Annotated in this window: 13 protein-coding genes; 10 read left to right on the forward strand and 3 right to left on the reverse strand. The window is 59.6% G+C overall.

Translation table 11 applies throughout. From position 1 onward, the window contains the following. Positions 1–771, forward strand: coding sequence for a Fe2+-dependent dioxygenase (locus tag Q9290_RS07655; protein ID WP_306079047.1), 771 nt, complete (start codon positions 1–3; stop codon positions 769–771). A gap of 73 nt (positions 772–844) precedes the next feature. Here the strand turns inward: Q9290_RS07655 and Q9290_RS07660 are convergent, their stop codons facing one another. Continuing rightward, positions 845–2251 (reverse strand): uracil-xanthine permease family protein, encoded by a 1407-nt coding sequence (locus tag Q9290_RS07660; protein ID WP_306079048.1) that lies wholly within the window; start codon positions 2249–2251, stop codon positions 845–847. A 275-nt stretch (positions 2252–2526) separates the two neighbouring features. On the opposite strand from Q9290_RS07660, the gene Q9290_RS07665 reads away from it, so the two are divergent. After that, positions 2527–3555, forward strand: a complete 1029-nt coding sequence (locus Q9290_RS07665) for a sterol desaturase family protein (RefSeq protein WP_306079049.1) — start codon at positions 2527–2529, stop codon at positions 3553–3555. A 24-nt stretch (positions 3556–3579) separates the two neighbouring features. Further along, positions 3580–3939: a YacL family protein gene (locus Q9290_RS07670; protein WP_306079050.1), complete on the forward strand. Its 360-nt coding sequence runs from the start codon at positions 3580–3582 to the stop codon at positions 3937–3939. A gap of 89 nt (positions 3940–4028) precedes the next feature. Here the strand turns inward: Q9290_RS07670 and arfB are convergent, their stop codons facing one another. Next, positions 4029–4445 carry an alternative ribosome rescue aminoacyl-tRNA hydrolase ArfB gene (gene arfB, locus Q9290_RS07675; protein ID WP_306079051.1) on the reverse strand — a complete coding sequence of 139 codons (417 nt, stop codon included), beginning with the start codon at positions 4443–4445 and terminating at the stop codon, positions 4029–4031. 178 nt (positions 4446–4623) lie between these two features. Between arfB and Q9290_RS07680 the strand changes: the two genes are divergently transcribed. The 6 genes from Q9290_RS07680 to Q9290_RS07705 all read left to right on the forward strand — a co-directional run bounded on the left by Q9290_RS07680 (position 4624) and on the right by Q9290_RS07705 (position 11208). Next, positions 4624–4962, forward strand: coding sequence for a P-II family nitrogen regulator (locus tag Q9290_RS07680; protein ID WP_306079052.1), 339 nt, complete (start codon positions 4624–4626; stop codon positions 4960–4962). A 13-nt stretch (positions 4963–4975) separates the two neighbouring features. Next, a complete protein-coding gene (locus tag Q9290_RS07685) occupies positions 4976–6202 on the forward strand; it encodes an ammonium transporter (protein WP_306079053.1) in 1227 nt (408 codons plus the stop codon). Positions 6203–6468: 266 nt separating this feature from the next. Continuing rightward, positions 6469–7482, forward strand: a complete 1014-nt coding sequence (locus Q9290_RS07690) for a Fe(3+) ABC transporter substrate-binding protein (protein WP_306079054.1) — start codon at positions 6469–6471, stop codon at positions 7480–7482. Positions 7483–7516: 34 nt separating this feature from the next. Further along, positions 7517–9139 carry an ABC transporter permease gene (locus Q9290_RS07695; protein ID WP_306079055.1) on the forward strand — a complete coding sequence of 541 codons (1623 nt, stop codon included), beginning with the start codon at positions 7517–7519 and terminating at the stop codon, positions 9137–9139. Next, entirely contained in the window at positions 9139–10203 is a 1065-nt protein-coding gene (locus tag Q9290_RS07700) for an ABC transporter ATP-binding protein (RefSeq protein ID WP_306079056.1), read from the forward strand. Before Q9290_RS07695 ends, Q9290_RS07700 begins: the two co-directional genes overlap by 1 nt. A 90-nt stretch (positions 10204–10293) precedes the next feature. Continuing rightward, entirely contained in the window at positions 10294–11208 is a 915-nt protein-coding gene (locus Q9290_RS07705) for a Dyp-type peroxidase (protein WP_306079057.1), read from the forward strand. Positions 11209–11315: 107 nt separating this feature from the next. Here the strand turns inward: Q9290_RS07705 and argR are convergent, their stop codons facing one another. After that, the gene (gene argR, locus Q9290_RS07710) at positions 11316–11780 is read right to left on the reverse strand and encodes a transcriptional regulator ArgR (RefSeq protein ID WP_094200596.1); all 465 of its coding nucleotides are present in this window, start codon (positions 11778–11780) and stop codon (positions 11316–11318) included. 169 nt (positions 11781–11949) lie between these two features. Between argR and Q9290_RS07715 the strand changes: the two genes are divergently transcribed. Further along, on the forward strand, positions 11950–12687 hold the full coding sequence (locus Q9290_RS07715) for an ATP-binding cassette domain-containing protein (RefSeq protein ID WP_306079058.1): 738 nt from the start codon (positions 11950–11952) through the stop codon (positions 12685–12687). Positions 12688–12695 lie beyond the last annotated feature (8 nt).

Here is a 12695-nt window from a genome sequence, read left to right on the forward strand (position 1 = left end):
ATGCAGGCGAGCCGCCTGTGCTCCAATGATCCGTTAAATGAAAGCCCCTCACGGGGCTTTATTCATTATCACGTAAAAGAGAATGTCATCATGATGCTGCATATTCCCGGCGTACTCAGCGCCGAGCAGGTGGCCGAGTGCCGCGAGCGGCTGCTGGCCGCCGACTGGATAAACGGCAATGCCACCGCCGGCTTTCAGTCGGCCCGGGCCAAGAACAATCTGCAACTGCCCGAAGACAGCGACACAGCCAATATTATCGGCAAGATGATAACCGAGGCGTTATCCCGTCATCCGCTGTTTGTGGCGGCGGCGCTGCCGGAGAAAATATTTCCGCCGCTGTTCAACTGCTATCAGGGCGGTCAATCCTTTGGCATTCACGTGGACAATGCCATTCGCACCAGCAAGGTCACGGGGGAGCGCCTGCGTACCGATCTCTCCGCCACGCTGTTTTTCTGCGAGCCGGACGAATACGACGGCGGCGAGCTGGTGGTGGAAGACACCTATGGCGCCCACAGCGTCAAGCTGCCGGCGGGAGACCTGATTTTGTATCCGTCCTCCAGCTTGCACAAGGTGCTGCCGGTGACGCGCGGCGCGCGCATCAGCTCCTTTTTCTGGATTCAGAGCATGGTGCGGGACGACGGTCAGCGCAGCCTGCTGTTCGATCTGGATACCGGCATTCAGAACATCAATCAGCAACTGGGTGCCGATAATGAGGCCAGCATTCAGCTCACCGGGGTCTATCACAACCTGCTGCGCCGCTGGGCGCTGTAGCACTGTTCAAGTGGGGAGCGGGAATAAAAAGGGCCGGCATAAGCCGGCCCTTTGAGCAGAGAATATCGCGAGATTAGCCGGCCTGTTCGGCCTGCTGTTGTTCGGCGGCTTCGTCGGTCTCGGGCTTGCTCATCGGCATGATGATGTTCATCACTATGGCAGTGATACCGCCGGCGGAGATGCCGGAGGCAAACACGTTCTTAATGATGTCGGGCATAAACTGCAGAATGTCCGGCTTCTGGGAAATGCCCAGGCCCATGCCAAAGGAGATGGCGATGATGAACAGGGCACGACGGTCCAGTTTTTCCCGGGACAGAATACGCACACCGGCGGCGGCGATGGAGCCGAACATCACCAGGGTGGCACCACCCAGTACCGGCTCGGGAATGCGCTGCACCAGGGTGCTGATGGCCGGGAACAGGCCCATGATCACCAGAATGCCGGCCACGAAGAAGCCCACGTGGCGGCTGGCCACGCCGGTCATCTGGATCACGCCGTTGTTCTGACTGAAGGTGGACACCGGAAAGGTGTTGAAAACCGAGGCCAGTGAGGAATTCACGCCATCGCCCAGCACGCAGCCCTTGAGGCGCTTCATGTACACCGGGCCGGAGACCGGCTCGCCGGACACTTCCGAGGTGGCGGTGGTATCGCCAATGGCTTCCAGCGAGGTGATCACGTATACCAGCACCAGCGGAATGAACAGAGAAGCGTCAAAGCCCAGACCATACTGCATGGGAATGGGCAGGGCCACGGTGGGCAGGCTGTCGGACAGCGGGGCCAGTTTGCCCATCTGCCAGGCCAGCAGGGTGCCGGCAACCATGGCCACCAGAATGGAGGACAGGCGAATATAGGGATTACGGCTGCGGTTCATGATGATAATGATGCCGAGCACGGTACCGGCCAGAGCCAGGTTTTCCAGGGAGCCGAACTCACCCGCGGCCATGGCGCCAAAACCGCCGCCGATGGAGGTCAGGCCCAGTTGAATAAGGGTCAGGCCGATCAGGGTGACGATAATGCCGCTCACCAGAGGCGAAATCACGCGCCGGGCCAGATGCAGAAAGCGGGAGATGATCATCTCGGTGGGGGCGGCCAGCAGGGCGGTACCAAAAATGGCCGCCAGCATGGCTTCGGTGGTCACGCCACCGTCCTTCATGGCCAGGCCACTGGCGATGATGGGACCGAGAAAGTTAAAGCTGGTGCCCTGAATGGACAACAAACCGGTGCCGATGGGGCCGACCCGCTTCATCTGAATGAAGGACGCCACACCGGTGATAAACAGCGACATGCTGATGATATGGGCGGTGTCGGCGGCGGGAATGCCCAGGGTCTGACAGATGATCAGCGGCGGCGTGATCACGGCCACGAACAGGGCCAGCAGATGCTGAATGGCGGCGAACAGAGACTGCATAAACGGCGGCTTGTCATGAAGCCGGTACACCAGATCGCTCTGGTGCGAAGATTGCTGCGTGTGGTTAGACATATTTTTTCCGGTGTGTTGCTACGGGTGTTGTCATTGTTATGGTTATTTTTGGCGAGCCGGTTCGAAAACCGGGCCGCTGAAGGGCGCATAGGATACTGGATATGGGACGGTCCGGCCAGTTTATGTATGCAAGAATGGTGTAAAATGTGTTCACGTTTTGTGTGAATTCTGTTCGCCTGACTCGAAAATCAATATCCAAAGACAAAATGGAACTGAGACTGACTTTCTTTTAGAATTGCACTCCCTTTTCATGCCCGGACGGACGGCACGGCCCCATGGATCAGTTTTCGGCGCTCACCGATATGTTTTACAGCCAGTTCTGGCTGCCGCTCTGGCATCGCTTTACCGGCCTGTTCGATCTTAATGGGCGCCTGGGCGTGGTGTTTCTGGCCATCTCCTTTGCCGTGGCTTATGTGCTCTACCGGCGCCGAAACGAGGGGCAATACCGCAGTTTCGGGCACTTCCTCGGCGGGCGGCGGGTGTGGCTTCACCGCTCTGCCCTTATCGATTACCAGTATTATTTTCTGCGGGTGTTGCTGCATGCCGCTCTGGTGGTGCCGGTGCTGGTCTGGCTGGATCCTTTTCTGCTGCGTTCGAGTGACGTCAGTGGCACCCTGGCCCACTGGTGGGGAGAGCGGGCCTGGCGGGGGGAGAGCACGGCCCTGATGCTGGCCTATGGCCTGGGCGCCTTTCTGGTCTCGGATTTTGTGCATTACTGGGTGCACAGGGCCTTTCACGGCCGCTGGCTGTGGGAGTTTCACAAGGTGCATCATTCCGCCACCGTCATGGTGCCGCCCACCGCCAGCCGCATTCATATCGTGGAAAAGCTGATTGAAAAACTGTGCAAGGGGACGGCGCTGGCGCTGTTCGCCGGGCTGTTCTTTTACCTGAGTGGCGGCAAAATCAGCAAGTACACCCTGTTTGGCTCCAGTTATCTGGTGCTGCTGTTTAACTCCCTGGCCGCCAACCTGCGCCACAGCCATGTGTGGCTGTCGTTCGGACCTGTTATCGAGCATGTGATCAACAGCCCGGCCCAGCATCAGATCCATCACAGCAAGGACCCCAGGCACTTCAGCCTGAACTATGGCACCAACCTGTCGGTCTGGGACTGGATGTTCGGCACCCTCTATGTGACCACGGCCACCCCCGAGCCGCTGGAGTTCGGGGTAGGAGAGAAGGACAACCAGCGTTACCAGCGCATGAGCACCCTGATCCTGCGCCCCTTCTGGGTAACCGGCGGCAAGCTGTGGCGGGCCCTGGCTGGACGGGTGCTTGTGAGCCAGGGTGGGCGGCGGCTAGAATAGCGCCTTTTCGCCGGGAGGACGGCCATGGAATTTGATTTTCTGCGTGATCTGGACGGCCGTTGCCGGGCCCGGTGCGACATGGGCCATGAGGCCTTTGGCCAGTGGCTGACCGACGAGGTGGATGCCGCCGAGGCAAGCCGGCTGCTGGACGCCATCGCTGCGCTGGACGCTCAGCCGCAGGACGAAGTTCGCAAGGAATACGCCGAGTTTACCCTGGCCCTCGGCGATGGCGAAGCCGAGCTTGTTGGCCATGGCCTGGCCTTTGACAACGGTGAGCTGGAAGAGGGCATGAGCTATTACGACGACGCCCATTACGCCGGCTGCGGCCTGGACGATCTGGCCCGGCTGCTCACCCAATGGCGTGATTTTCTGACCGGGCGGTAGGCCGGCTACTTTTGTCATTCCCGCGAAGGCGGGAATCCAGTGCAGACGGCTCTGGCTCTTCACTGCGCGGGAATGACGGCAGGTTTAATTTAAAACTTCACCTTCCCCCGTCCGCTCTTGATCTTGCCCCTGTGGGTCTTGCTGTCGGTGCGTTTGGCCCTGGCGGATTTGCTGGGCTTGGTGGGGCGGCGCACCTTCACCGGTTTGCCGGCCTTTTGCAGCAGAGCGATCAGCGCTTCCTTGGCGGCCTCCTTGTTCATCAGCTGACTGCGCTCGCTTTCCACTCTGATTAAGATCAGGCCGCTGGCCAGCACCCGGTGATCCTTCATGTTGGCCAGCGCTTCCTTGTATACCGCGGGCAGGCTGGGGCTGCCGGCGTAGTCAAAGCGCAGCTGCACTGCCGAGTCGGTCTTGTTGACGTGCTGACCGCCCGGGCCGCCGGCCCGCATGGTCATAAACTCCAGCTCGCTGTCCGGGATCTGCACCCGGGCCGATACTTCCAGCATGATGATTTCCTTCGCACCGTTTTGGTGCTTGCCGCCTGTTAATTGCACCAGCATAACATTTTGGTTGCGCCTGCATCCATGCGCTCGCATGTAAGTCATTGAATATAAGCAAATAAAAAACTGGCACGATGCTTGTAATGCATAGAGTGACTTAAATTGGCTGCGCGAGGAGCTCACCATGAAAATGATTTGCGCCATTATCAAACCTTTCAAGCTCGACGATGTTCGCTCGGCCCTGGCCGGCATGGGCATCGATGGCATGACGGTCAGTGAAGTAAAAGGTTTCGGCCGGCAGAAAGGGCACACCGAGCTCTATCGTGGAGCCGAATATCAGGTGGATTTTCTGCCCAAGATCAAGCTGGAAATCGCCGCTCAGAGTGAAGACGTGGAGCGGGTGATTGAAACCATTACCGAGGCCGCCGGCACCGGCAAAATCGGCGATGGCAAGATCTTCGTTTACGACCTGCTGCAGACGGTGCGCATTCGCACCGGCGAGCGGGATCTGGAAGCCATTTAAGGGAGACACCGCCATGGATGCATTAACCGAAGTGAAATTTGCCCTCGATACCTTTTATTTTCTGATGTCGGGCGTGCTGGTGATGTGGATGGCCGCCGGTTTCGCCATGCTGGAGGCGGGCCTGGTTCGGGCCAAGAACACCACCGAGATCCTGACCAAGAACATTTTGCTGTTTGCCATTGCCTGCACCATGTACCTGCTGGTGGGCTACTCCATCATGTACGTGAACAACCCTGAAGGGGGCGTCTTGCCGAGCTTCGGCAGCCTGATTGGCAGTCCGGCTGACGGGGCCGACCACGCCCTGGAGTCCGACTTCTTTTTTCAGGTGGTGTTTGTGGCTACCGCCATGTCCATCGTCTCCGGAGCCGTGGCCGAGCGCATGAAACTGTGGGCCTTTCTCGCCTTCAGCGTGGTGATGACCGGCTTTATCTATCCGGTGGAAGGCTACTGGACCTGGGGCGGCGGTTTCCTTTCCGAGTGGGGCTTCACCGATTTTGCCGGCTCCGGCATCGTACACATGGCCGGCGCCGCCGCCGCTCTGGCCGGGGTACTGCTGCTGGGGGCGCGCAAGGGCAAGTATGGCAAGAAGGGCGAAATCCACCCCATTCCCGGCTCCAACATGCCGCTGGCGACCCTGGGTACCTTTATTCTGTGGATGGGCTGGTTCGGCTTTAACGGCGGCTCCCAGCTGCTGGTGTCCGATGTCGAGAACGCCACCGCCGTAGCCAAAATCTTTGTGAACACCAACGCCGCCGCCGCCACCGGTGCCATCGGTGCCCTGCTGGTGACCAAGCTGACCTGGGGCAAGGCGGATCTCACCATGATCCTCAACGGCGCCCTGGCCGGACTGGTGGCGATCACCGCCGATCCGCTGTCGCCGGGTCACCTGTGGGCGGCCTGTACCGGCCTGCTGGCCGGCGTGCTGGTGGTGTATGCCATCGTGGGGCTGGATCGTCTGCGCGTCGATGATCCCGTGGGCGCCATTTCGGTACACGGCGTGTGCGGCACCCTGGGGCTGCTGCTGGTGCCGGTCGCCAACGGGGATGCCAGTTTCCTGGCCCAGCTTGCCGGCATTCTGGTGATTGGCGGCTGGTCGTTCGGTATCAGCCTGCTGGTGTGGTACGGCCTCAAGAAAACCATGGGCATTCGGGTGGGCGAGGAAGAGGAGCTGTCGGGCATGGATCAGATCGACTGCGGTATTGATGCCTATCCCGAGTTCGTCACCCTGAAGCCGCGTTAACCCAGGTTTGTCACCCCGGCGTCCGCTGGCCGCCGGGGCTCGTCGAGCATGGAGCAGTGCAGTTATACGTCTTGATTACGTCACGAGGCCGCCGGGTCTTGTTTTTGAGGAGCCTGGTGCTCCTCTTTTTTTGATCTGGCGCAAGGGATCGTATTGCAGATGAAAATTTTTCTTATTTCAATGCGCTTTGGCGGTTGATTCCCGGTTTGGCCCTTGTATACTGCTGAACGTTAATTATTCTCAATCAACCTTCATGGACCCGGATGATGACCAAAGCATTTTTCCTCTCTGCCGCCGCCCTGCTGGCTTCCAGTTTCACCGCCCAGGCCTTTGCCGAAGAAGTCAATGTCTACTCCAACCGTCAGGAATTCCTGATCAAGCCCATTATTGATACCTTTACCGAGGAAACCGGTATCGACGTGAATGTGGTCTTTATCAAGAACGGCATGGGCGAGCGTCTGGAGCGGGAAGGTCGTCTGTCCCCGGCCGATCTGGTGCTGACCGTGGACGTCAGCCGGCTGATGGACGTGGTGGGCAAGGATCTGACTCAAGCCGTGCAAAGCGACGTGCTGGAAGCCAACATTCCGGCCCAGTACCGGGACGCCGACGGCAAGTGGTTTGCTCTGACCACCCGCGCTCGTGCCATCTACAGCTCGGTTGACCGGGTGGGCAAGCGTGATGACATCACCTATGAAGAGCTGGCTGACCCCAAATATCAGGGCAAGCTCTGTACTCGCAGTGGCAAGCACCCCTACAATGTGGCGCTGACCGCCTCCATGATTGCCGAGCACGGCAGCGAGTACACCAAAAACTGGCTGCAGGGCCTGAAAGACAACCTGGCGCGCAAGCCTCAGGGCGGCGACCGGGATCAGGTCAAGGCCATCAAGGACGGCGTGTGTGATTATGCCCTGGGTAACAGCTATTACTACGGCGTCATGCTGACCAACGACGATCAGCGTGAGTGGGCCGAATCTGCGTACATCAACTTCCCCAACCAGGGCGATCGTGGTACCCACGTCAATATTTCCGCCGTGGCCATGACCAAGCATGCCAAGAACAAGGATGCCGCGCTCAAGCTGATGGAATTCCTGGCCGGCGACGAGGCCCAGCATCTGTATGCCTCCGCCAACCACGAATATCCGGTCAAGCCGGGTGTGGAGCCGTCAGAGCTGGTGAGCAGCTGGGGTGAGTTCAAGGCCGATACCCTGCCGCTGACCGAGGTCGCAAAACATGCCAAGGAAGCGATCAAGCTGGTAGACGAAGTGAAATACGATCTGTAAAAAGACGGGGGTTCGCCCCCGCTTCGAGTGGTAAATGAAAAGATATGGTTGGACGGTCAGCAGCTGGGGCATCGCCCTTGTGCTGACCCTGCCGGTTCTGGCACTGATAGTGGAATCCCTGTTGCCCGCAGAAGACATCTTCCGTCATCTGTGGGCTTCTGTGCTTCCGGCCTATATTGGCAATACCTTCTGGCTGGTGCTGCTGGTGATGGGCCTGAGTCTGTTGTTTGGCTTGCCTGCCGCCTGGCTGATGGCCATGTGCGAGCTGCCGGGCCGCCGCTGGCTGCAGTGGGCGCTGATATTGCCCCTGGCCATGCCGTCCTACATTGTCGCCTTCGTTTACACCGACCTGCTCGATTACTCCGGCCCGGTGCAACTGGCGCTGCGTGACTGGTTTGGCTGGCAGTCGGCCGCCGATTATGTCTTTCCCCCCATTCGCAGCCTCGGCGGCGCCGCCCTGGTCATGGGGCTGGTGCTCTATCCCTACGTTTACCTGCTGGGGCGTACCGCCTTTCTGGAGCAGTCCACCAGCCTGATCCAGTCCAGCCGGCTGCTGGGCTGCTCGCCCTGGCAAAGCTTTCGCCGGGTCAGTTTGCCGCTGGCGCGGCCGGCGCTGGCGGTGGGTCTGTCGCTGGTGGCGATGGAAACCCTGGCCGAGTTCGGCACTGTCAACTTCTTTGCGGTCAACACCCTGACCACGGCGGTGTACGACACCTGGCTGGGTTACGGCAGTCTGCAGGCGGCGGCCAAGATCTCCGCCATCATGTTGCTGGTGGTCATGGTACTGCTGAGCATGGAGCGCATGAGCCGCAAGCGTCAGCAGGTGTTTCAGAAGGGCATGGGGCACGAGCAGGAAACCGGTTACCGGCTCACCGGTGTACGCAAGTGGGCGGCGCTGGTGTTTTGCTGGGGCCTGGTAGGGCTCGGCTTTTTGCTGCCTTTTACCATTCTCAGCTATCACGCGGTGCGCTATTTCGATCAGGCCTGGAATGCCCGCTTCTTTGAATACAGCTTTAACAGCCTGCTGTTGTCGGGCGTGGTGGCGGTGCTGGCGCTGGCCATCGCCCTGCTGCTGGGCATGACCCACCGCCTGGGAGGCAAGCGTTACACCGTGCTGCCGATGCGGCTGGCGTCCATGGGCTATGCCCTGCCGGGCACAGTGCTGGCCATCGGCGTGCTGGTGCCGCTCACCATGATGGACTTCGCCATCAACGATCTGGCCTTGTGGCTGAATCTGCCCGAGCCCGGCCTGCTGCTCACCGGCACCATGACCGCCATTGCTTTTGGTTATCTGGTGCGCTTTGGCGCCATGGCCATTGGTGCGGTGGAAAGCAGCCTCAACAAGGTATCGCCGTCCCTCGACATGGTGACCCAGACCATGGGTTACGGCCCGGCGGCCATGATTCGCAGAGTGCACCTGCCGCTGATCCGCAAGGGCATGCTGGCCGGCGCCCTGCTGGTGTTCATCGAGTGCATGAAGGAGTTGCCGGCGGCCCTGCTGCTCAGGCCCTTCAATTTTCAGACCCTGGCGACCTATGTGTATCAGTTCGTTTCCGACGAGCAGCTGGAGCTGGGCGCGCTGCCCGCCATCGTGATTGTGCTGGTGGGCCTGATACCGCTGATTTTTCTGAACCGTTCACTGGAGCAACATCACTGATGGCGGCACTGACGATTGAGAACATTTGTTGCAGTTATAACGGCAAGCCGGTGCTGGACGGCCTGTCGCTGCAAGTGCAAAGCAACGAGATCATGTGCCTGCTGGGCGCCAGCGGTTGCGGCAAAACCACCCTGCTGAAGGCGGTGGCGGGCCTGTTGCCGGTCAGTGGCGGCGAGATTGCCATCAATGGTCAGCAGGTCAACGGTCACGGCCTGGCGGTGGTGCCGGAAGAGCGCAACATCGGCATGATCTTTCAGGATTACGCCCTGTTTCCCCACCTTAACGTGGCCCAGAACGTGGCCTTTGGCCTGCAGAGCAAGGAAAGCAATAAGAGGGTGATCCAAGGCCGGGTGGAAGAGGTGCTGGAGCTGGTCAACCTGACGGGTCTCGGCGATCGCTTTCCGCATCAGCTGTCAGGTGGTCAGCAGCAGCGGGTGGCCATTGCCCGGGCGCTGATCTGCCGGCCCCAGCTGATGCTGCTGGACGAGCCCTTTTCCAATATCGATACCCAGGTGCGCATGCGTCTGATTGGCGAAATTCGTGCTCTGCTCAAGGAGCAGGGCATCAGCGCCATCTTTGTGACCCACAGCAAGGAAGAGGCCTTTGCCTTTTCCGACAAGCTGGCGCTGTTCCGTCAGGGACATATCGAGCAGGTTGGGCGGCCGCAAACCCTGTATCAGCACCCGCAAACACCCTTTGTGGCGGACTTTCTTGGCCAGAGCAACTATGTCCCGGCCACGGTGCACGACAGCCACACCCTGGTTACCCCCATCGGCCCCATTGAAAGCCAGGCGGCGCTCAATGCCGAGCCCGGCAGCGAGGGCCAGCTGTTGCTGCGTCCGCGCCAGATTTCTCTGACTGAAACCGAGCGGGGCAATGCCAGAGTGCTGGAGCAGCAGTTTCTGGGCGCCCATACCCGCTGCCTGGTGGAGTGCCAGGGGCTGGTGCTGGAGGTGAGCATCAATGAGCCGCTGCCGGCGGTGAGCGGCGTACAGGTAAGCGTGGCGCCCCATGCCCTGACCTTTTTTCCCGGTCAGGGCGAACGCCAGCGGGAAGTGGCTTAAGTTCAGGGAATAGATCAGGGGCTGGTACTGTCCCCAGTCCCCATTTTTGTTGTTATATTGGACTCTTTCGAAGCAACGGAAGAGTACAGCATGACAGCACAAGCCGGCGTTTGCGCCGAACCCAACCTTCACGCTTATTACCTGTTTTTCAATATTCTGCCAGGACGCCAGCCCGAGGTACGTGAAAGGCTCAAGGCCGTGCCGGCGCTGTGGCGGGAGCTGGCTGCCAGCGACCCCGACGCCGCCTTTTCCGGCCTGGCGGCGATTGGCAGCGAAGCCTGGGACGAGCTCTATCCGCAGGGGCGCCCCGCCGAGCTGACCGCCTTTCCGGCTCAGGGCGAAGGGGAGCGTTCGGCGCCGGCCACACCCGTTGATCTCTTCTTTCAGTTGCGCGCCGACCGCCTCGATGTGGCCTGGATTGCCGTGCAGCGGGTGATGGCGTTGCTGGCCGGCCTGGTGGCGTTACAGGATGAGCGCCAGGGCTTTCGTTATCTCGACAGCCGTGACATGACCGGCTTTGTGGATGGCACCGAAAACCCGGAAGGGGAGCACCGGGCCGAGGTGGCGCTGGTGGCCGAGGGGCCTTTTGCCGGTGGCAGCTATGTGCATGTGCAGCGCTTTCAGCACCGTATGACGCGCTGGCAGCAGCTGGCAGTAAAAGAGCAGGAAGACGTATACGGCCGCACCAAGGCCGACAACATAGAGTATGCCTCGGCCGACAAGCCGCTGACCGCCCACACCAAACGCACCAGCCTGAAGGATGCTGCCGGCAACAGCCTGGAGATTTTGCGTCAGAGCATGCCCTGGGGCTCGGCCACCGAGCAGGGCCTGGTATTTATTTCCTGCTGTAACACGCCGCACCACTTTACCGCCATGCTGGAGAGCATGTACCGGGGCGACGGCGAAGGACATTTCGATCACCTGACCCTGTACACGCAAGCGCAGACGGGCGCAGCATTTTTCGCGCCCTCAGAGGAATGGCTGTTATCGCAGGGAGATGTGTAACGCTATGCCTGAAATGTGAGGAGAAGGGGGGGAGGAGTGAGGGGAGCTAGGAGATGATTCGAACAAGGCGCCTCACCCCTTACTCTTCCCCCCTCACGGGTGTGTGTTTAAACGTATTGCTCGAACAGCTCCAGTACGCTCTGGTACAGCTCCTCGATGGGGGTTTCCTTGGTAGGGGTAATAAAAATGGTGTCATCGCCGGCAATGGTGCCGAGAATGCCTTCGGCCCGGCCCAGGGAGTCGAGCATGCGGGCGATCAGCTGGGCGGCGCCGGGACTGGTGTGAATCACGATCAGCGCGCTGTTGTGGCCCACGTCGAGCACCAGATTCTTGAGCTGGCTGCTGCTGGTGGGCACACCCAGCTCCACCGGCAGGCAGTACACCATTTCCATCTTGGCGTTACGGGTGCGCACTGCGCCGAACTTGCTCAGCATGCGGGACACCTTGGACTGGTTGATGTTCTCAAATCCCAGTTCCTGCAGGGCATTGACGATTTCCGCCTGAGAGCCAAAGCGCTCTTCCTTTAGCAGCGCCTTGAACGCCTTGACCAGCTGTTCCTGTTTTTCGTTCATGTTTTGCAGTCGACCGAGCGTGAGTGAATGGGACATATTGTCTATCCGCCATGAGTTTTTATCAAGGAATAGTCATTTATCTTGCATAAAGATGCAAAATTAGCTTGCATTAACAATAATGCAAAATAAAATCAGCCAAAGACTCTGACAGATGAAGTGAACATAGCGCATGGGCATAGAATTCAGCGGCATAAGCAAGTCCTGGTCCGGTCAGGAAATTTTAAGCCAGGTTTCGCTGCAATGCGATGCCGGAGAGACATTAGTGCTACTTGGGCCCAGTGGGGCAGGGAAAAGTTCTCTGTTGAGACTGATGAACCTGCTGGATATACCGGATTCCGGCTCTCTGGCCATCGCCAATGAGACCTTCAGCTTTCCCGCCGACGATAACGGCCGGCTGCCAAAGCGGGCACAGGGCTTGCGCCGCAAGGTGGGCATGGTGTTTCAGCAATATCATCTGTGGCCGCACCTGACCGTGGAGCAAAACCTGCTGGAGGCGCCGCTCAAGGTGCTGGGTATGAACAAGGCCGAGGCTCAGGACAAGGCGGGTCAATTGCTGGCCCAGCTCAAGCTCGCCGACAAGCGCCATGCCTGGCCGGGCTCCTTGTCCGGCGGCCAGCAGCAGCGGGTGGCCATTGCCCGGGCGCTGATGATGAGCCCTGAAGTGCTGCTGTTTGACGAACCCACGGCAGCCCTGGATCCCGAGATCACCAAGGAAGTGGCGGAGATCATTTCCCAGCTGGGCAAAACCGGCATTACCCAGGTGATCGTGACCCATGAAGTGAATTTTGCCCGTCGGGTGGCGACCAAGGTGGCCTATCTTGAGCAGGGCAAACTGGTGGAATACGGCGACGCCGACTTGCTTGACCATCCCCAGACCCAGCGTCTGGCGGAATTTCTGACTCATTAATAAGGATA

Source organism: Oceanimonas aquatica, from assembly GCF_030732065.1.
Taxonomy (GTDB): domain Bacteria; phylum Pseudomonadota; class Gammaproteobacteria; order Enterobacterales; family Aeromonadaceae; genus Oceanimonas.

Bases quoted from the DNA above. Each gene is read 5' to 3' on its own strand.
- Q9290_RS07700 (WP_306079056.1), top strand. From the start codon at position 9,139: ATGGCGGCACTGACGATTGAGAACATTTGTTGCAGTTATAACGGCAAG.
- Q9290_RS07680 (WP_306079052.1), top strand. From the start codon at position 4,624: ATGAAAATGATTTGCGCCATTATCAAACCTTTCAAGCTCGACGATGTT.
- Q9290_RS07665 (WP_306079049.1), top strand. From the start codon at position 2,527: ATGGATCAGTTTTCGGCGCTCACCGATATGTTTTACAGCCAGTTCTGG.
- Q9290_RS07670 (WP_306079050.1), top strand. From the start codon at position 3,580: ATGGAATTTGATTTTCTGCGTGATCTGGACGGCCGTTGCCGGGCCCGG.
- Q9290_RS07655 (WP_306079047.1), top strand. From the start codon at position 1: ATGCAGGCGAGCCGCCTGTGCTCCAATGATCCGTTAAATGAAAGCCCC.
- Q9290_RS07715 (WP_306079058.1), top strand. From the start codon at position 11,950: ATGGGCATAGAATTCAGCGGCATAAGCAAGTCCTGGTCCGGTCAGGAA.
- Q9290_RS07705 (WP_306079057.1), top strand. From the start codon at position 10,294: ATGACAGCACAAGCCGGCGTTTGCGCCGAACCCAACCTTCACGCTTAT.
- Q9290_RS07690 (WP_306079054.1), top strand. From the start codon at position 6,469: ATGACCAAAGCATTTTTCCTCTCTGCCGCCGCCCTGCTGGCTTCCAGT.
- Q9290_RS07695 (WP_306079055.1), top strand. From the start codon at position 7,517: ATGAAAAGATATGGTTGGACGGTCAGCAGCTGGGGCATCGCCCTTGTG.
- Q9290_RS07660 (WP_306079048.1), bottom strand. From the start codon at position 2,251: ATGTCTAACCACACGCAGCAATCTTCGCACCAGAGCGATCTGGTGTAC.
- arfB (WP_306079051.1), bottom strand. From the start codon at position 4,445: ATGCTGGAAGTATCGGCCCGGGTGCAGATCCCGGACAGCGAGCTGGAG.
- argR (WP_094200596.1), bottom strand. From the start codon at position 11,780: ATGAACGAAAAACAGGAACAGCTGGTCAAGGCGTTCAAGGCGCTGCTA.
- Q9290_RS07685 (WP_306079053.1), top strand. From the start codon at position 4,976: ATGGATGCATTAACCGAAGTGAAATTTGCCCTCGATACCTTTTATTTT.